This window comes from Flavobacterium sp. LAR06 (assembly GCF_041946075.1).
Taxonomy (GTDB): Bacteria; Bacteroidota; Bacteroidia; order Flavobacteriales; family Flavobacteriaceae; genus Flavobacterium.
Window position 1 is genome coordinate 113740 of sequence record NZ_JAUTYT010000006.1, and the last position, 19452, is coordinate 133191.

At 33.8% G+C, this 19452-nt stretch carries 15 protein-coding genes; 9 read left to right on the top strand and 6 right to left on the bottom strand.

Features of this window, described 5'->3' with window-relative positions; all coding sequences use genetic code 11:
* The first annotated feature begins 4 nt into the window (after window positions 1-4).
* Genes Q7C23_RS10340 through Q7C23_RS10350 form a run of 3 tightly spaced genes read left to right on the top strand, consistent with a single transcriptional unit; the run spans window position 5 to window position 2327 of the window.
* Window positions 5-259, top strand: a complete 255-nt coding sequence (locus Q7C23_RS10340; RefSeq protein WP_026984867.1) for an autorepressor SdpR family transcription factor — start codon at window positions 5-7, stop codon at window positions 257-259.
* Between the two features lie 15 nt (window positions 260-274).
* Complete coding sequence (locus tag Q7C23_RS10345; RefSeq protein WP_375032447.1) at window positions 275-925, top strand: SdpI family protein; 651 nt, start codon at window positions 275-277, stop codon at window positions 923-925.
* Between the two features lie 25 nt (window positions 926-950).
* Window positions 951-2327, top strand: coding sequence for an alpha/beta hydrolase family protein (locus Q7C23_RS10350; protein ID WP_375032448.1), 1377 nt, complete (start codon window positions 951-953; stop codon window positions 2325-2327).
* 52 nt (window positions 2328-2379) lie between these two features.
* On the opposite strand, the gene Q7C23_RS10355 is transcribed toward Q7C23_RS10350, so the two are convergent.
* Entirely contained in the window at window positions 2380-5454 is a 3075-nt protein-coding gene (locus tag Q7C23_RS10355) for a T9SS type B sorting domain-containing protein (protein WP_375032449.1), read from the bottom strand.
* Between the two features lie 120 nt (window positions 5455-5574).
* Here Q7C23_RS10355 and Q7C23_RS10360 point away from each other — a divergent pair, with 120 nt between their 5' ends.
* Window positions 5575-7782 carry a B12-binding domain-containing radical SAM protein gene (locus Q7C23_RS10360; protein WP_375032450.1) on the top strand — a complete coding sequence of 736 codons (2208 nt, stop codon included), beginning with the start codon at window positions 5575-5577 and terminating at the stop codon, window positions 7780-7782.
* Window positions 7783-7800: 18 nt separating this feature from the next.
* Here the strand turns inward: Q7C23_RS10360 and Q7C23_RS10365 are convergent, their stop codons facing one another.
* The 4 genes from Q7C23_RS10365 to Q7C23_RS10380 form a co-directional block, all read right to left on the bottom strand.
* Window positions 7801-8328, bottom strand: coding sequence for a hypothetical protein (locus tag Q7C23_RS10365; protein ID WP_375032451.1), 528 nt, complete (start codon window positions 8326-8328; stop codon window positions 7801-7803).
* Between the two features lie 96 nt (window positions 8329-8424).
* Entirely contained in the window at window positions 8425-9189 is a 765-nt protein-coding gene (locus Q7C23_RS10370; protein WP_375032452.1) for an MBL fold metallo-hydrolase, read from the bottom strand.
* Window positions 9190-9310: 121 nt separating this feature from the next.
* Window positions 9311-9997: a response regulator transcription factor gene (locus tag Q7C23_RS10375; protein WP_375032453.1), complete on the bottom strand. Its 687-nt coding sequence runs from the start codon at window positions 9995-9997 to the stop codon at window positions 9311-9313.
* The gene (locus tag Q7C23_RS10380) at window positions 9994-11256 is read right to left on the bottom strand and encodes a sensor histidine kinase (protein ID WP_375032454.1); all 1263 of its coding nucleotides are present in this window, start codon (window positions 11254-11256) and stop codon (window positions 9994-9996) included. The genes Q7C23_RS10375 and Q7C23_RS10380 overlap by 4 nt, the downstream gene beginning before the upstream one ends.
* Window positions 11257-11420: 164 nt before the next feature.
* Between Q7C23_RS10380 and Q7C23_RS10385 the strand changes: the two genes are divergently transcribed.
* Entirely contained in the window at window positions 11421-11828 is a 408-nt protein-coding gene (locus tag Q7C23_RS10385; protein WP_375032455.1) for a DUF1573 domain-containing protein, read from the top strand.
* Window positions 11829-12005: 177 nt separating this feature from the next.
* Window positions 12006-13586 (top strand): murein L,D-transpeptidase, encoded by a 1581-nt coding sequence (locus tag Q7C23_RS10390; protein WP_375032456.1) that lies wholly within the window; start codon window positions 12006-12008, stop codon window positions 13584-13586.
* Between the two features lie 121 nt (window positions 13587-13707).
* On the opposite strand, the gene Q7C23_RS10395 is transcribed toward Q7C23_RS10390, so the two are convergent.
* A complete protein-coding gene (locus Q7C23_RS10395) occupies window positions 13708-14220 on the bottom strand; it encodes a C40 family peptidase (protein WP_375032457.1) in 513 nt (170 codons plus the stop codon).
* Between the two features lie 208 nt (window positions 14221-14428).
* On the opposite strand from Q7C23_RS10395, the gene Q7C23_RS10400 reads away from it, so the two are divergent.
* From Q7C23_RS10400 to bglX, 3 genes are all read left to right on the top strand, one after another.
* Window positions 14429-15514, top strand: a complete 1086-nt coding sequence (locus Q7C23_RS10400) for a GDSL-type esterase/lipase family protein (protein ID WP_375032458.1) — start codon at window positions 14429-14431, stop codon at window positions 15512-15514.
* Window positions 15504-16883 (top strand): sialate O-acetylesterase, encoded by a 1380-nt coding sequence (locus Q7C23_RS10405; protein ID WP_375032459.1) that lies wholly within the window; start codon window positions 15504-15506, stop codon window positions 16881-16883. Before Q7C23_RS10400 ends, Q7C23_RS10405 begins: the two co-directional genes overlap by 11 nt.
* Window positions 16884-17086: 203 nt before the next feature.
* Window positions 17087-19381 (top strand): beta-glucosidase BglX, encoded by a 2295-nt coding sequence (gene bglX / locus Q7C23_RS10410; RefSeq protein WP_375032460.1) that lies wholly within the window; start codon window positions 17087-17089, stop codon window positions 19379-19381.
* Window positions 19382-19452 lie beyond the last annotated feature (71 nt).

The window sequence follows — 19452 nt, forward strand, 5'->3', positions numbered from 1 at the left end:
AATGATGAACGATATTTTTAAAGCATTAAATGACGCCACCCGAAGAGAGATTCTGGAGCTTTTAAAAGAGAAGGACTTATCTGCCGGAGAAATTGCTGATGCTTTTAATATTTCCAAACCAAGTATCTCGCATCACTTAGATATTTTAAAACGTGCCGATTTAATTACTTCTGAAAAAAATGGGCAATTCATCATTTACTCCATTAATACCACCATTATGGAAGATGTTTTGCAATGGATACTAACCTTTAAAAAATAAAAAATGAATTTAGAATTGAAAAAAGAACTTCCACTAATTGGAATTGTTCTTACTCCTTTTGTCTATTTAGCTATTATTTGGAACAATCTTCCTGAAAAAGTTCCCGTACATTGGAATTATAAGGGAGAAATTGATAGGTGGGGAGATAAGTTTTCGCTTATTACCATATTATTTTTATTGCCAGTTTTAATATATGTGCTAATGACTTTTATTCCAAGAATAGATCCTAAGAACAGGATTTCTTTAATGGGAGGAAAATTTTACCAATTGAAATTTATTTTAGTTCTTTTCATGTCTCTGATTGCTTTGCTCATTCTTTATACTACCAAAGAAAGGTCAATAAATAATCCGAATCTGGTTTTTGCATTAATGGGTACTTTCTTTGTGATTCTGGGGAATTATTTTAAAGTAATTCAACCAAATTATTTTCTTGGAATACGTACACCCTGGACGTTGGAAAATAGTGAAGTATGGAAAGCCACACATTTATTTGCTGGTAAGCTTTGGGTTGTTGGAGGATTACTTCTGCTATTGGGAGGATTGCTTATGAGTACGACATTTGCTAATGCTTTTGTTTTTGTTATAATTATTATGGTACTTTTTCCTGTACTTTATTCTTTTATCAAGTTTAAAGAAATTCAAAAAAGAGATAAAAAATCAATTTAATTTTATTCCATAATTTTTAAATCAAATGAAAAAAGCAATACTTATAATAATAACAATTTTAACATCTTCTTTCGTGATAGGGCAAGAAATTGCAGGACAATGGAATGGTCTTTTAAAAGTTCCAGGTGCTCAGTTAAGAATTGTAGCCAATATTGGTAAAACGGAAACGGGATATGTTTCTACTATGGATAGTCCAGATCAAAAGGCGAAGGGAATTCCTGTTGCCACAACAACTTTTGAAAATTCTATTTTAAAATTAGAAATTCCTGCAATTAATGGTTCATATACAGGGATATTAAATAAAGACAATATCATTGTTGGAAAACTTACTCAAAATGGACAATCTTTTGACGTGAATTTATCCAAAGAAAATATTTCAGAACAAGTTTATGCAAGACCTCAGGAACCTAAAAAACCATATCCGTATTATACTGAAGATGTAAAATTTGTCAATAAAACGGCTAATATTACTTTGGCTGGAACATTATCACTCCCTAAAAAAGAAGGAAATTTTACGGCTGTAATATTAATTACAGGGAGCAGTGCGCAAAATAGAGACGAAGAAGTGCTGGGACATAAGCCCTTTTTAGTTTTATCTGATTATTTGACTAAAAAAGGAATTGCAGTTTTGCGTTTGGATGATCGTGGAGTAGGCGAATCTACAGGTGATTTTAGTGCATCAACCACCTTAGATTTTGCTAGTGATATACAAGCGGGAGTAGATTATTTAAAAACACGAAATGAAATCAATAAAAAGAAAATTGGACTAATTGGTCATAGCGAAGGTGGTTTAATAGCTCCAATAGTTGCTGGAAACTCAAAGGATATTAATTTTATTATTTTACTGGCCGGACCAGGACTTCGTGGCGATAAAATATTGCTTTTGCAAAATGAATTGATAAAAAGACAAAGCGGAATGCCTGAAGTTGAAATTCAAAAAGAGAAAGAAATCTTTAAAGGTGCCTACGATCTTATTATTGCCTCTACTGTAAATGATGGAAACTTAAAAAATAATATCAGTAGTTATTTAAAAACACAATATAATGATCCTTCAAAGGATACTGATGTGGAATTACTTACAGCACAGGTTACAAATACGTGGTGGTATAATTTTATAAAACTGGATCCGGTTCCCTTTTTGGAAAAGGTAAAATGCCCTGTTTTAGCATTGAATGGAAGCAAAGATTTACAAGTTCCTGCTGAAGTTAATCTGGAGGCTATTAAAAAGACACTTCTAGATAGTGGCAATAAAAAAGTAACCACAAAAGTATTGCCTAATTTGAATCACCTATTTCAGGAATGTCAAACAGGTTTACCAACTGAATATAAAACAATTGAACAGACATTTTCTCCAATTGCATTAGAAGAAATTTCAAATTGGCTATTGGTTCAAACGAAGTAAAAGTAACAATAAGAACGCCCTTAGTTTTAAGGGCGTTTTTATTTATATATTCTTATCGTTTCAAACTAAAATGTCCTCTAAATTCAGTTCCGTTTAATCTTGTAACGGTAAACCAATAATCTGCCGCTGGTTCTTGAGATCCTAAATAATTTCCGTTCCAAGCCGTATCCTTATGAAGTTCTTTAATGAATTTTCCGTAGCGATCAAATATTCGAATTCCTGTATTAGGGGCTAAATAAGCAAAATCTATAGTCCAGGTGTCGTGAAATGTATCATTGTTAGGGGTGAAGTATTTTGGGTAAGGAAGTTCATCTACAAAATTAATGCAGTCCCCAGTTGTCGCTTCAAGAATTTGAATTGTAATCGGAATTCTATCGCTTTCGCAACTGTTTATTGTTTGAGAAGCATAATAAGTGATTCCGTTTTCAAGCAGAGTGGATTCAGATAAACTAACATCAGAAGAAACACTTTCGAACCACTTTATATTTTCTCCGGTAATAGCAATGTCATCTATTGTCGTCTTTTTTTGAATACAGAACCTTTGTGATGAAGCAGCACCTGGAGGTTGGGTGTCTTGTATTTTTACTGTTACAGCCAGTCTTTTACTTTCGCAGTTGTTTTCTGTTTGTGTAGCGTAATAAGTGGCGTTTTGCAATAAAGTTGTTTCAGGAAGAGTAGATCCATTTACTGCGGAATCGTACCATTTAAGATTAGTTCCAATAATACCAATAGAAGCAAGTGTTGCGTTTTCATCAATACAAAATTGTTTAGAAGTACTTCCCGTTGGTAATGCCGTATCATAAACGCGAACCAAAATTGGAGTTCTGTCGCTTTCACATCCTACAGTTTGCGAGACATAGTATGTTTTATTGTCTTGTAGTAAAGTAGTATTAGGCAAAACAGCAGCAGAAAAACTGGTATCGTACCATTTTAGATTCTGTCCTGTTATTTGAATGTTGTTTAGTGTTGCGTTCTCAGTTTTACAGAATTCTGTTTGTCCAGATAATAAAGGGGCAGATGGTGTATTGACAATTGAAACAGTTATTCCAAATCTCGGGCTTTCGCAAGTATTGACAGTTTGCGAAGCATAATAGGTTTTTCCATCAGCTAGAGTTGTAGTTTCTGCTAACAAAGAACTTCCATTTGAGGCATCATACCATTTTATTGAGTTTCCTGTAATATCGAGGTTTGCAATTGTTGGATTTTGTGCTGAACAAAAGGGTTGATTAGCATTTCCTGTTGGAGGAGGTGTATTTTGAATGTTTATTGTTACAGGAGTTCTTTCGCTTTCGCAGCCGTTTATAGTTTGTGTGGCATAATAAGTTATTCCGTTTTGCAAAATTGTTGTATTTGCTAACAAGTTTCCAGCTGTTTGAGTATTGTACCATTTTATATTTTGCCCATTGATTTCAATATCAGCTAAAGTCGCATTTTGTTGAATGCAGAAGGCTTGAGGAGAAGTATGTATTGGCTTTTCAGTATTTAAAAGATTCGCAAATACAGCTATTCTTTCACTTTCACAACCGTTTGAGCTTTGTGATACATAATATAAAATACCAGTTTCTAAAGGCGTTGTTACCGGAATAGAATTCCCTCCAACAAGATTATTGTACCACTTAATGTTGTTTCCAGTAACTTCTAAATTGGCTAAGGTTGGATTTACAGTATTACATAAATTTTGGGGTGAAACTACTGTAGGAGAAGCCGTTATTTTTAGTGTGATTGTGACAGAAGATTTTGGTCCTTCACAATTCCCCGCTGTATTCATGGCATAATAAGTTTTTCCTTCAATTAATGGAGTATTTAATGGAAGTTCAATGTTGGAGGTTTCTGAATTAAACCATTTTATGCCATATCCTGTGACTATTATATCACTTAATATAGGATTCTGTTTAGAGCAAATAGTTTGCGTAGCTGATTCAAATTTTGGAGGTATGTCGTCAATATAAGTGGCGGTAATATCTTTTCTCCCATCCCAATAATAACCAAAAAAGTAGGCATTTGGAACATTGATGCATTTTAAATCCGGATTATTTATCCAGCTGTTATAATCACCCCACCAGGTCCAACTTACATTACTTCTAAGGTCCAATGTGGTTAATTGATTATTATTACATCGTAGCAGGCCTAAATTGTTGTTTTTGGAAACATCTATACTTTTTATTTCATTGTACTCGCAGTTTAAAAAATTTAAATCAGGATTCGATGATGTTTCCAGAGCAGTCAAATTATTATTATTGCATATTACAGAATATAATTTTGAGTTTTTAGAAATATTTAAATTAGTTAGCTGATTATAGGAACAATGAATGTCATAAAGTACGGGATTGTTAGAGAAGTCTAAACTAACTAAATTATTTTTTAAGCATCGAACATACTCTAATTTAGTATTAGTGCTGAAATCTAGACTACTCAAATTATTCTCTTCGCAGGAAAATGATTTAAGATTTGTATTTTTTGAGATATTTAAACTTGAAAGTTTATTTATTCCACAAGTAAAAATAGATAGCGAAGTGTTTTTTGTAACATCTATAACAGTCAATTGATTGTCGCCACAACTTAACAAGTTTAAGTTTAATGCATTAGAAACATCTAAAGTTGTTAATAAATTAGTACTTACTGATACTGTTTCTAATAAAGTACATTTAGAGATATCCACACTAGTTAATGAATTGTAGTTAGCCCATAATGTTTTTAAAGCAGTATTTTTTGTAAGATCTAAACTAGGTATAGAATTAAAAGAACAATTTAATTCGACTAAAGCTATGTTCTTAGAAACATCTAAACTTGTTAATCTATTAGATGAGCAAGTTAATTTAGTCAAAGCTACATTTTTTGAAATGTCTATGCTTGTTAAAAAACTGCTGTCAGAGCAATTTAATTCAGTTAATGCAGTAAAATCTTCAATTCCTTTCAGGCTTGCAATAAAATTTTGGGCGCCATTAGATGAAAAATCTAATTTTGTAATTTTATTTATATTTGAAGTAAATACTTTTCCGTCGACTTCACCACTATCATAACCTCTGCTGATTAAGTACCATTCAAAATTTTGATCAGGAATTAAAGTATACTGCGAATAGGATAAAGTCGATATAAAAAGAAATAACAAAAGTAATTTAAGCTTCATTTGAAAAATTTGGATTGCCACAAATGTAATTAAATATCTACAAAATAAAACTAAAATCAAGATTCGAATCTTTTCCTAGAAAGTCCCTAAATATCCCTTATTTTTGCAAAAACATTTCCTTTGAAAACAAAGCTTTTTATTATTACACCTCCTTTTACACAACTGAATACGCCGTATCCGGCAACAGCTTATATAAAAGGATTTCTAAAGACAAAAAATATCGAATCTGCTCAGGCTGATTTGGGTATTGACGTGATTTTGGAATTGTTTTCGAAGAAAGGTTTGATTGATTTGTTTCAGGTTTCAAATTCAAAGTTTCACGTTGCAGGATGTGAAATCTCGGATAATTCAAAACGTATTTTTGCTTTACAAGATGAATACATCAAAACCATTGATGCCGTAATTCAGTTTTTGCAGGGAAAAAATCCAACCTTGGCACTGCAGATTTGTCAGGAAGATTTTCTACCAGAAGCTTCTCGTTTTGCTCAGTTAGAAGAATTAGATTGGGCTTTCGGAACAATGGGAACTCAGGATAAAGCAAAACATTTGGCAACTTTATATCTCGAAGATATTTCAGATTTTATTGTAGAATGTGTCGATGAAAATTTTGGCTTTAGCCGATATGCCGAACGTTTAGGCCGAAGTGCGAATTCTTTTGATGAACTTTACGAAGCTTTACAGCAAGAACCAACGTATATTGATTCGATTTTAATTTCGCTTTTGAAAGCTAAAATTGAAGCTGTAAAACCAACTTTCTTTTTAATTTCCGTTCCCTTTCCTGGGAATTTATATAGTGCGTTTCGATCTGCACAATGGGTAAAGCAAAATCATCCTGAAATTAAGATTTCAATGGGAGGCGGTTTTCCAAATACCGAATTACGTTCCCTTTCTGATAAACGTGTTTTTGAATTCTTCGATTTTATCACTTTGGATGACGGAGAAGTTCCAATAGAGGAACTTATAAATTCTGTCACTTCGAACGAAGCTGAGAAGCATTATAAAAGAACTTTTTTATTAGAAAATGGAGAAGTGGTCTACAAAAACAATTCGCTAAAACACGATTACAAACAGGCATTTGTCGGAACTCCTGATTATTCTGATTTGCCTTTGGATAAATACATTTCAGTTATTGAAATCGTAAATCCAATGCACAGAATGTGGAGCGACGGGCGTTGGAACAAACTCACAATGGCGCACGGCTGTTATTGGGGAAAATGTACTTTTTGTGATATTTCATTAGATTATATAAAGGTTTACGAACCTGTTGCCGCCAATTTGCTGTGTGACAGAATGGAAGAAATGATGCTGCAAACAGGTCAAAATGGTTTTCATTTTGTAGATGAAGCAGCACCGCCAGCTTTAATGCGCGCTTTGGCATTAGAAATTTTACGCAGAAAATTAGCGGTAACCTGGTGGACGAACATTCGTTTTGAAAAAAGCTTTTCTAAGGATTTATGTTTGCTTTTAAAAGCTTCTGGATGTATTGCCGTTTCAGGAGGTTTAGAAGTTGCTTCTGATAGATTATTGAAACTTATTGATAAAGGTGTTACGGTTGAACAGGTAGCAAAAGTAACCCGCAATTTTACCGAAGCTGGAATCATGGTACATGCGTATTTAATGTACGGATATCCAACACAAACCATTCAGGAAACGGTTGACAGTCTCGAAATGGTGCGTCAATTGTTTGAAGCCGGAATTCTACAATCTGGTTTTTGGCATCAATTTGCGATGACAGCTCACAGTCCGGTTGGATTGTATCCGGAGAAATTTGGCGTGACAAAAGCAACAGAAGTTATTGGCACTTTCGCCAATAATGATATCGATTATACAGATTCAACAGGAATCAATCACGATAAATTCAGTTTCGGATTAAAGAAATCACTTTTTAATTTCATGCACGGAATCTGTTTTGACTACGAACTGCAAGATTGGTTTGATTTTAAAATTCCAAAAACTAAGATTGATCCCGATTTTATTTTTAATGCCCTCGAAGAAGGAAATGATTTCAATACAAAACCAAATGCAAAAGTAGTTTGGCTCGGTGGGAAACCTTCAGTAGAACATTTCACAAAATCAAAAAAAGGAAATTCCTGGGAAATGATGAGTTTTACTTTTCATGATAAAAAGGAAAGTTTCAACCTTCAGACCAATAAAAATGAAGGCGAATGGTTAGTTGAAATTTTGAGTAAAATCTCGATTTCAAATGCTAAGAATTATACTTTTCAGGAAATAAAAGCAGATTTCGAAGCGCATTTAGACGATTTCGAATTGTTTTGGTATTCAAAGCCAGTTAATACTTTGCGAGAGTTTGGGTTGTTGGTTTTGTAGTTTTTTTAAATAGATTTTCTAGTGTTTAGTTACCCAATAATGAAAGTCTCTTTCTAAATCATAAGCCATTCTATTTACACTTCTTCTTATTATAAAATAAGGAACTCCTATCATTAGTGACATATGAATTAAAAGAAATGGAGCCATAAAGAAGGAAACAGTATTTTCACCATTAAAAACCATGCTTATAAAGAAAATCGAATAAAAAAGAATCGCAATAACTATAAATACAATCATTCTTTTTCTAAAACAAGAAATTTCAGCGTTTATAATTAATTGATCATTTTCCTCTGTTAGTTCTCCTGTAACTTTAGCAAAAGAATAATTCGTATCGAATAGTTTTTTCCTCTTTTTTATTTCGAAGATATAATTACCGATATAGCCTTTGTATTCATTTATACTAGATTGAAAAACTTCAAATGGTTCGTAATCTAAATTAGATTCATCTACATTAATTCTGAATTTTTGGATAAAATCCATTTTTGAAACGGGTAATTGTATGACAATGTCTTTGGTAAGGTTTATTTTTCTCAGAAAATCACTCATGTATTTTAGTTTGATTTGAAAACCAAATATAATATTAATTATGAAACAGGAATAGTTACTGGAATTATTTAAAAGTGTTCCAAAAGCTTAAAAAAATCAATACTCCACAAAAGTCCCATCAGCAGGAACCGCCGTTTTAGACAAAAGATCGTTTTCAGATAAAGCAGTTTTCAATTGCTCTCTCGTCGTAGGACAATGATTTAAAGCTTCTAAATGATTCGCGAAAACTTTTCCAGGTGCCAATGCCGTAAACTTCAAAATATCGTTCATTCGCATTAATAAAGGTTGGCCAATATCTAATCTAGCCGTTCCACAGGCAACCGTTGAAATATCTGGCTTGAATTCAATCAAAACTTTTTGTACGTGTTCTGTGAAAACGGTGTCTGAACTTACATAAATAGATTTTTCATTAGCTAATTCAATAAAAAAGCCCATTACATTTCCCATTAATTTAGCGATAAATCCATAACCATGAATGGCTGGGATTCCTGTTATTTTTCCGTCCAGAAAAGGTTGTGGCTCCCAATACTTTAAAGTTTGAGTAATATTTAAACCTCTTTTGATTAATTCTTTTTCAATTTTCACACTGCAGATTACCGGAATGCTTTTGCGTCTTAAAAAAACTTCTCCAGCTTTGTCAATATGGTCCGGATGTAAATGTGTGATAAGGCAATGCGTTACTTTGCTCAAAATTTCCCGACTGTTTTTTGGCAAAGAAACCAAAGGATTTCGATGAGGGCTATAACGAAAGAGGGTAAAGGGCGGAATCGTTTTTCTTTTTCCTAGCATCGGGTCAACTAAAATCACATGTTGCTCCGTTTCAATAACTAAAGTAGCGTTACGTAAATGATGTAATTTCATATCAGGGAAAATTAGAACTTAAAAATACAAAGATTTTTCAAATTTAATTTACAGATTTTTCTTTATTTTTAACAGAATTGTTATTATTTAAGATGGAAACTTTATAACGCTTTTAATGTAGTTACACAATAGAAAATCGAAACCCAATTCCGTGTAGGTTTTCTATTGAAATTCCGTTTTCATTGGCCAGGATTTTGCGCAGTCGCGAAATAAAAACGTCCAGACTTCTACCCATAAAGTAATCATCAGTTCCCCATAGAGAGGTCAAAATTTGTTCTCTTTTTAAAACCGAATTTTTATTATCTAGAAATAATTTTAGCAATTCAGCTTCGCGTTGGGTCAGGCCAATTTTTTCATTTTCATTAAAAAGGATGAAGTTTTTAGTATCAAACTGGTATTTTCCAATTTCATAAACCGCTTTTTCAACCGGAATGTTTTTCTGCGAACGTTTTAAAAATATTTCAATTTTCAAAAGCAACTCTTCAATACTAAAAGGCTTTACCAAATAGTCATCAGCACCCAGACGCAAACCTTTAATGCGGTCTTCTTTTAAAGTTTTGGCCGAGAGAAAAATAATCGGAATGTCTGTATTGGCTTTTCTAATTTCAGTTGCCAATTCAAAACCGTCCATTTTGGGCATCATAATATCGAAAATACAAATGTCGAAATTTTCTTTTTTAAAGGTTTCCAGACCCAGTTTTCCATCAGGACAATGAATAACTTCGTAGTTATTTTGCTCCAGATTGTCTTTGGTTAAAAACGCTAAGGTTTCATCGTCTTCTGTATAAAGTATTCTGAATTGTTTCATTTTTTATAAGCAATTGACAAAGTTATAGTGATGCCTTTTTCGGAGTTATTTTCGGCTTTTATTTTCCAGTTTTGAAGATTGCAGATTTCTTTGACGTAATATAATCCAAGTCCAAAACCATTTACTTCATTACTTTTTTCATTTTGAGCGCGATAAAACTTATCAAAGATAAGAGAAATGTTTTTAGGAGAAATTCCGATTCCGTTATCAATAAATGCTAATTTCAAAATTTGATTCTCTAATGAAATCCGAATTGTAATATCCGGTTTTTCAGAGCAATATTTTACAGCATTATCAAGCAAATTGTAAACTAAATTGCTAAAATGAAAAACATCTGTTTCAACATAATATTCTGCTGAAGCACTATCAATTTTAATTGTAGCTTCAGGATATTTCATCTGAATATTTTCAATCGTTTCCTCAAGAATCGGAACAATTAAAAGCGTTTCTTTTTTTAGTTCCAAAGGCGAATAATCTGCTTTTGAAATATTTAAAATCTGTTCAATATGACTGTTTAGTTTATTGCTTTGATTGATAATGATATCCGTATAAGTATGCAGTTTTTTATCTTCTTTAATCGGGTTTTGTTCAATTAAATATTTTGATGCAATTAAAATGGATGACAACGGCGTTTTGAATTCATGCGTCATATTATTGATGAAATCCCTTTGCAATTCAGAATATTTCTTTTGCTGTAAAAGCGTAAAAATCGAATAAACGTAAATCAATAAAATCAAAATCAATGCAATCGAAAGGATAAACCAAAAACGCATCGAACTGAATAAATAAGTGGTTTCATTAGGAAAACGAACGGCAAAATAATAAACCAGATCTTTATGTTTTGGAAAGGAAACTGCTTTTTTTGCTTTTCCTTTTTCAGTAGTTGAAATGTACTTTCCGTAAACCATCTCGTCACTTTGGCAATTGTACACAGCATATTCAAAGTCGGTTGTAATATGCATTTTTTTGAATTCTGATCTTAAATAAAACTCTAGAATATCAGGTTCAAAAGCATTCTCAATGTTTACAATATAATAATCGTTGGAAATTTTGCGGACAGGATTTTGACAAGATGGTTCGTGATCTTTTCCGTTGTATAATTTTCCGGCCACTTCAAGCAAAGCAATATTAGCTTTCTGACTCAGTTTTTTTTGTTCGAGGGTAAAAGCCTCTTTGGTCCAAAGCAATTGTGCCACCAATATGCTGATAATGGCAATCAATCCTAAAAGGATAATACTATTGAGTTTATTTATTTTCAAGAAAACAGTGTTTTTTAGAATGTAATATTAATGAAAATTATAGCGAAAAACAGCGATTAACAAGTCGTTAACAAAGATTTGAAACCGGTTAACAGCGATTTGATTTTGTCTGAAGTACTTTTGAAATAGAAATTCAGAACTAATAACCATTAAATATAATAATTATGAAAATGATCAAAATCTCAATGTTGGCTTTGGCTTTAGGCCTAATGTCTTTTTCAGCAATTGTACCGGTAAAAGTAATTGCGTCTAAAATTGAAACAACGGCTGCAACAATTGCCTGGAAAGCTGAAACTATTGATGTGGGACAAATTCCACAAGGAACGCCAAAAGCAATTGTATATGAGTTTAAAAATACAGGAAAAACAGCAGTTGTAATTACAAACGTGCAAGGATCTTGCGGGTGTACTGCAACAGATTATACTAAAGAGCCAATTTTGCCTGGTAAAACAGCTAAAGTTACAGCTACTTACAATGCGGCAAACAAAGGTGCTTTTACAAAAACGGTAACGGTTACAACCAGTGCCGAAACAACTCCGAAAATTCTTACCCTCAAAGGAACGGTAATCTAAATAAAGGTTGATTTATAAAGGGAAAAACTCCAAATATGTAATGTATTTGGAGTTTTTTTTATGCCTTATTGTGAAGCTGAATTGAGTAAGGAATTTTGCTTTGTAAAGCCAATATTATTTTTCTCGTAAAGCCTTTGTTTTCATCAAAACTTTTTTATTTTTATTAAAAATATTATTATGAAAATTTTCTATTCGCCTGTAGTTGTTATTGTTCTGTTTTTAGTTTTTTCATGTAATTCTAAGTCAGAAAAAAAAGAGGAAGACTTAAAGAAGACTTCAGAAAAAGTGATACCGGAATTAAAACTTCATATTGACAGCGTTGCTGTTTCTAAATTTTATGAAGCCTTCCCAAAGTTGGTTAAATTCCAAACGGAGGTTTTGGCTTTGTACGAAAAGAAAAATTCAACTCAATTGTGGCTCGACAATAAAGGAGTTGTTGAATTTGGAAATACTTTATTCAATAAATATAAAGGATTAGAAGCAGAAGGTTTAAAAGCCAATTTTCCTTACAATGAAAAAATCAATCCTATTTTTGAAACTTCTGTTGATAATAAGCTTTCTAAAGTAGATACTGATTTGATGATTTCAAACCTGTATTTTTATTACGTTCAGAAAGTTTCAGGCGTTGATGAAAAAACAACCAAAAAACTAGAGTGGCTTTTACCACGTAAGAAAGTGAATTATCAGGTGTTTTCAGATTCTATTCATGAAAAAGCTACAATAAGCGATGACAAAAAGAGTAAAATGTTCAGTCAATATTACAAACTTCGTGATGCGCTTCATGAATACAGAGAAATAGAGAAAAAAGGAGGATGGAAAACAGTTGAGGTTGGGGAGGATTTTAAGAATTTTAAAGTTGGAGATTCTGTTGACGCTATTGGCCAAATTAGAGAAAGACTATATATTACAGGCGAGCTAAAAGAAAATGACAAAAGTAATGTGTGTGATACAACTTTGATAAAAGCGATCAAAAACTACGAAATACATCACGGATTAACGCCAAAAAATATAATACTAAAAGAACATATTGACGAACTGAATATCCCAGTTTCCGACCGAATTAAAACTATTATTGTCAACATGGAGCGTTGTCGTTGGATTGATCCGCAACTGGAAAAAGGCAAAGAATACATCGAAGTTAATATTCCCGAGTTTAGATTGTATTTGATTCGCGATCATGAAATTGCTTTTGTATCGCCAGTTGTGGTTGGAAAAGCGATGACTAAAACTGTTATTTTTAGCGGTATGATGAATAATATTGTTTTTAGTCCGTATTGGAATGTTCCAACAAGTATCATCAACAAAGAAATCAAACCGGGAATGGCCAAAAACAAGAATTATTTGGCACAGAAAAATCTGGAATGGAATAATGGCGCCGTTCGTCAGGTACCAGGAAAGAACAATTCGCTAGGTTTAGTAAAGTTTTTATTTCCGAATTCTAACAACATTTATTTACATGATACGCCTTCAAAAAGTTTATTCGAAAGAGAAAACAGAGCCTTTAGCCACGGCTGTGTTCGTGTCGGAAAACCAAGAGAGTTGGCGATTGAACTTTTAAAACAAGATCCAACATGGACTCCGGCCCGAATTGATAAAGCAATGCATGCAGGAAAAGAAAATTGGGTAAGTCTGAAAAAGAAAATTCCTGTATATATCGGGTATTTTACTGCTTGGGTAGACCGTAAAGGCGAACTGAATTTCTACAAAGACGTTTACCAAAGAGATGAAAGCCTTATCAAATTATTGACAGAGGAGTAAAAGATTAATTATTAATTTTCTCTCGCAGATTTGGCAGATTTTTTTTAAGCTTATCCATAATAAATGGATCTGCTTAATCTGCCAAATCTGCGAGAGAAAAAAATTAAACAGTTCGAAAAAGCTATTTACTCAAAACATTAATACACTTATAAAAGCGATTGGTATAATGTTCTGTATCAAGAGAAGTAATCGTAACGCTGTTTACTTTTCCGGATGAAGCATGAATAAATTTTGATTGCATTCCGTTGGCTTCACAAATAATTCCGAGATGTCCAATCATTGTTTTGTCTTTGTATCCGTAAAAAACTAAAATATCTCCCACTTTAAAATCTTCCGGATTTAACGCCGTGCCTAGATTTTTATAACTGCCGGAACTTCTCGGTAAGTCAACATCAAAATGATGATAGACATAACTGATAAATCCAGAGCAGTCAAATCCTTTTTTCGGATCATTTCCTGCATATAAATAAGGCGTTCCCAAATATTTTTTAGCATAAGTTATAATTGAGTCGCGTTCAATTTCAGCTTGCGGTTTTTCTATTTGACTTGTTTCTGTTTTATGTTCTTCTTTTGAAGTAAAACAAGAACATAAAACGGCAGTTGAGAATATCGATATGTAAAAGATTGATTTCATTTTTTTAATGTGTTGTATCCATAAAGATAGCTCGTTTTTAATTAGCAAGGAAACGCTTTAAGATGAATTTGTAAGAATAAAGAATGAAAAAGTGAGGTTTGATGTATTTATGTGGTGTTTTTTTATTGTATTTTGACGTTTTAGTATCTTTCTGACTCCTTCATTTCAAATATATTTGTGAATACTATTTCTATTTAACAAATAAATTATGTTTATCAGAAAATTACCGTTTTTAATTTTGTTTTTGCTGATTTCGACCCTTTCGATCTCACAAAATAAAAAGACTTTTTTATATGCAGGCCGAATTGAAAAACTTCAAAATGACAATGTTATTTTGATTGGAACGGCTTCCTCAGTTTCTTTTAATTTCACAGGAAGTGAATGTGCAATTAAACTTCAAAGTGTCGATTCTTATGAACATCATAATTATGTTGCTTTAGTTTTAGATGGAAAATACATAGGGAAAATTAAAATTGAAAAAGGTACCGTACAATCTTTCCCGATAAAAGTTACTTCAAATAAAAAGGAGCATCGTCTCGAAATTTATAAAAATACAGAAGCGCAAAGTGGTAATGTTTTATTTGCCGGAACCACAGCAAAACTGACTTCAATTTCCTCTAAAAAGAAAAAGAAAATCGAGTTTATAGGAGATTCAATAACCTGTGCAGCAGCAAGTGATTCGGTTGATTGTGATAAAGGAGAATACATGGATCATCATAATGGTTATTACGCTTATGGACCAGTGCTTTCAAGAGAAATTGACGTTGATTATTTGGTAAGTTCTGTTTCCGGAATTGGGATCTATCGCAATTGGAATGACGAGAATAAAGAGGAAGCAATCATGCCGGATGTTTATCAAAATTTGTATTTGACCAATGACCATTCAAAACCTAAATATGATTTTGCTTTTCAGCCGAATATTATCAGTATCGCTTTAGGAACGAATGATTTTTCTGGTGGAGATGGCAAAAAAGAACGTTTGCCTTTTAATGCCGAAAAGTACGTTTCGAATTACATCAATTTTATAAAAATGCTTTACGAACATAACCCAAAAGCACAAATTGTAATCACAAATAGTCCGATGGTTGGAGGCGAAAGAGGAATCATTTTTGAAGATTGCCTGAATAAGGTTAAAGCGGCTTTTGCAACAGATAAAACCCATAAAGAAATCCAGATTTTCAAATTCAAACCGATGACACCAAAAGGATGTTTAGGGCATCCTGATGTTGCAGATCAAAAAGTAATGGCTGATCAATATGCTCCGTTTTTAAAAAAGCTGTTAAATGAGAAATAATATATTTAAGTTTGTTTTCTTTCTGATGATCTCCGGTACTATGATGGCAAACGTTTCCCTTCCGAATATTTTTGGTGACAATATGGTGTTACAGCGTAATTCTGAAGTGAAAATTTGGGGTTGGGCAAATCCAAAGGAAGAAATTAAATTGGTTTCAAGCTGGAACAATCAGGAATATAATGTAGTTGCCACTAATCAGGCGCAATGGGAACTTCACATTAAAACTCCGGAAGCGGGTGGGCCTTACACTATTTCTATAAAAGGATACAATGAAGTTATCCTTAAAAATATTTTAATTGGAGAAGTCTGGGTTTGCGCGGGACAATCCAATATGGAAATGTCGGCAAGCTGGGGAATCGAAAATGGCGAAGAAGAAATGAAAAACGCGACGAATCCAAACATTCGTTTTTTTACCGTTCCGAAATTAACAGCCACGACACCTCAAAATAATTTACTTGGAAACTGGACAGAATCGACTCCGGAAACCATGAAGAACTTCAGTGCCATTGGTTACTTCTTTGCTAAACGTCTGCGTGAAGATTTAAAAAATGTACCTATCGGATTAATTTCATCCAATTGGGGCGGAACTCCGGCTGAAATCTGGATGCTGGAAGAAGTGGTTCAGAACGATCCTCTTTTATTAGAAAATGCCAAAAAACTAAACGAACAAGAATACGGACCAAGACAACCTGGACGCGCCTATAACGCCATGATTTATGCTCTTGTTGGATTTAAAATTGCGGGTACGCTTTGGTATCAGGGCGAATCGAATGTGGGTTCTTTGGTGTACGACAAAACATTATCGGCTTTAATCTCTTCCTGGAGAAAAGCCTGGCAGGACGAATTCCCTTTTTATTTCGTCCAAATCGCGCCATATAAAACCGGTAACAACAACTTCTCAAATGTTACGGTTAGAAACTCCCAAAGAAAAATATTAAATGAAGTTCCGAAAACCGGAATGGTCTTAACTTCTGACATTTCAGATACGATTGATATTCATCCAAAGAATAAAAAATCAGTCGGAATTCGTCTGGCCAATTTGGCTTTGGCCGAAACGTATAAAGTCAATTTCAATCTGGTAAACGGACCACTTTTTAAAGACATTAAAATTGAAAAAAACAAAGTAGCGGTTTCTTTTGATTATGCTGACGGATTGCATTTTAAAAATAAAACATCCAATCAATTTGAGTTGGCCGGAGCCGATGGAAATTTTTATCCTGCAGAAACTTCCATAAAAAATAACGAAGTGATTTTGACAAGCAAGAAAGTTCCAAATCCGGTGAAAGTAAGATTTGCATGGGGAAATACAATTCAGCCCGATTTGTTTAATAAAGCGAATTTGCCAGCTTCTTGTTTTGTAACGGACTGAGATTTTAAAGAATAGAATATAGAAAATAGAGTAAAGAGTCAAGAGCAAGATTTTAGACTTTAGACTTTAGTTTTTTTTGTTAAACTAATTCATTCCAAGGTTCGGGAAGAACTTTGAGTAGCGTTACAATAAATAAAATACACAAAGCTTTAAAAAAAAACTTTGTGCCTTAGTGCCTTTGTGGCATAAAATAACGAACCACTATGAAAAATAAAAAAATACTAATTATTGGGGTTGTCGCCCTGTTTACTGTTGGAAATATGAATGCACAAAAAAAGCCGTATCTGGATAAAACTAAAACCATTGAAGAACGTATTGATTTGCTTTTGCCATTAATGACTTTGGAGGAAAAAGTAGGGCAAATGAACCAATATAACGGTTTTTGGGATGTTACCGGGCCGGCTCCAAAAGGAGGAACAGCCGAATTAAAATACGAACATTTGCGAAAAGGCTGGGTTGGAAGTATGCTGACGGTTCGTGGGGTGAAAGAAGTTCGTGCGGTGCAGAAAATTGCTGTCGAAGAAACCCGTTTAGGAATTCCCCTTATTATTGGTTTTGATGTAATACATGGCTATAAAACGTTAAGCCCGATTCCGTTGGCAGAAGCGGCGAGTTGGGATTTGGAGGCGATTAAAAAATCGGCGGCGATTGCGGCTGATGAAGCATCTGCATCGGGAATTAACTGGACTTTCGGACCCAATGTCGATGTGGCGAATGATGCGCGGTGGGGACGTGTGATGGAAGGTGCAGGAGAAGATCCATATTTGGGTAGTAAAGTGGGATATGCCAGAGTAAAAGGTTTTCAGGGAGAAACTATTGCTGATTTGACGAAAGTAAATACGATTGCCGCTTGTGCCAAACACTTTGCTGCGTATGGTTATGTTGAAGCTGGATTGGAATATAATATTGTAGATATCAGCAATTCTAAATTGTATAATTCGGTTTTACCTCCTTTTGAAGCGACTGTACAGGCCGGCGTTCGTACGTTTATGAATTCTTTTAATACATTAAATGGTGTTCCGGCAACCGGAAATGCCTTTTTGCAAAGAGATATTTTAAAAGGAAAATGGAAATTTGACGGTTTTGTAATTTCAGACTATGCTTCGATTCGTGAAATGATAGCGCACGGTTATGCAAAAGACGAAGCCGATGCGACTGCAAAAGCAGTTAATGCAGGTTCTGATATGGATATGGAATCTTATCTATATGTCGCAAAACTAACTGGTTTAGTGAAAGAAGGAAAAGTAAAAGAAGCTTTAGTTGACGATGCCGTCCGCCGAATTTTAAGAGTGAAATTTGAATTAGGATTATTTGACGATCCGTATAGATATTGCGACGAAAAACGTGAAAAAGCAACGATTGGAAATAAAGCCAATAATGACGGTGTTTTAGACATGGCGAAGAAATCTATCGTTTTATTGAAGAATGAAAAGAATTTGCTTCCGCTAAAGAAATCCGGACAAAAAATTGCGTTGATTGGCGCTTTGGCAAATGATAAAAATAGTCCATTAGGAAGCTGGAGAATTGCGGCGGATGATAATACTGCGGTTTCAGTTTTAGAGGGAATGCAGCAATATAAAGACAATCAATTAGCTTTTGAGAAAGGAGTTGATTTGTTGTCACAAAAAGCTACTTTTTTAACTGAAACTGTTTTTAATACAACCGATAAAAGCGGTTTTGAGGCTGCAAAAACAGCAGCAAAAAATGCTGATGTTGTAGTAATGGTATTAGGAGAATATGGTTTTCAGAGTGGGGAAGGACGCAGCAGAACAGATCTTAATTTACCTGGATTACAGCAAGAATTATTAGAGGAAATTTACAAAGTGAATCCGAACATAGTTTTGGTTTTAAATAATGGCCGTCCACTTTCTATTCCGTGGGCGGCAGAACATGTTCCTGCAATTGTAGAAGCCTGGCAATTGGGAACCCAAACCGGAAATGCTGTCGCGCAGGTTTTATATGGAGATTATAATCCGAGTGGAAAGTTGCCAATGTCATTTCCTAGAAATGTGGGCCAAGTTCCAATCTATTACAATAAATACAGTACAGGAAGACCAGTCGATACGGATAAAAATGTGTTTTGGTCGCATTATATGGATGTGGAAAAAACGCCTCAGTTTCCATTTGGTTTTGGTTTGAGCTACACGAAATTCGATTATAAAAATCTGAAATTGAATAAAACTGCTTTTTCTAAAGGAGAAAAAGTTGAGGTTGCAGTTGAGGTTACCAATTCAGGAAATTATGACGGAAAAGAAGTGGTACAATTGTACATTCACGACGAGTTTGCCAGTATCGTTCGCCCAATTAAAGAATTAAAAGGTTTCGAATTGGTAAACCTGAAAAAAGGCGAAACTAAAACGGTAACTTTTACTTTAACGGATAAGGAACTTGGTTTTTATGATAACGAAGGGAATTATTTAGTGGAAGAAGGAACTTTTAAAATTATGGTTGGAGGGAGCTCTGATAAAGGTTTGGAGAGTGGTTTTGAGATAAAATAGTAATTTGCCACGAAGGCACTAAGACACGAAGTTTTTAATTTCAAAGGCGCAAGGTTTTTTTTCGCCACGAA

What these genes read in the sequence shown, in the direction of transcription:
- Q7C23_RS10365 (WP_375032451.1), bottom strand. Translation starts at nt 8,328, where the DNA reads ATGAGTGATTTTCTGAGAAAAATAAACCTTACCAAAGACATTGTCATA.
- Q7C23_RS10370 (WP_375032452.1), bottom strand. Translation starts at nt 9,189, where the DNA reads ATGAAATTACATCATTTACGTAACGCTACTTTAGTTATTGAAACGGAG.
- Q7C23_RS10385 (WP_375032455.1), top strand. Translation starts at nt 11,421, where the DNA reads ATGAAAATGATCAAAATCTCAATGTTGGCTTTGGCTTTAGGCCTAATG.
- Q7C23_RS10340 (WP_026984867.1), top strand. Translation starts at nt 5, where the DNA reads ATGAACGATATTTTTAAAGCATTAAATGACGCCACCCGAAGAGAGATT.
- Q7C23_RS10390 (WP_375032456.1), top strand. Translation starts at nt 12,006, where the DNA reads ATGAAAATTTTCTATTCGCCTGTAGTTGTTATTGTTCTGTTTTTAGTT.
- Q7C23_RS10355 (WP_375032449.1), bottom strand. Translation starts at nt 5,454, where the DNA reads ATGAAGCTTAAATTACTTTTGTTATTTCTTTTTATATCGACTTTATCC.
- Q7C23_RS10395 (WP_375032457.1), bottom strand. Translation starts at nt 14,220, where the DNA reads ATGAAATCAATCTTTTACATATCGATATTCTCAACTGCCGTTTTATGT.
- Q7C23_RS10405 (WP_375032459.1), top strand. Translation starts at nt 15,504, where the DNA reads ATGAGAAATAATATATTTAAGTTTGTTTTCTTTCTGATGATCTCCGGT.
- bglX (WP_375032460.1), top strand. Translation starts at nt 17,087, where the DNA reads ATGAAAAATAAAAAAATACTAATTATTGGGGTTGTCGCCCTGTTTACT.
- Q7C23_RS10375 (WP_375032453.1), bottom strand. Translation starts at nt 9,997, where the DNA reads ATGAAACAATTCAGAATACTTTATACAGAAGACGATGAAACCTTAGCG.
- Q7C23_RS10400 (WP_375032458.1), top strand. Translation starts at nt 14,429, where the DNA reads ATGTTTATCAGAAAATTACCGTTTTTAATTTTGTTTTTGCTGATTTCG.
- Q7C23_RS10350 (WP_375032448.1), top strand. Translation starts at nt 951, where the DNA reads ATGAAAAAAGCAATACTTATAATAATAACAATTTTAACATCTTCTTTC.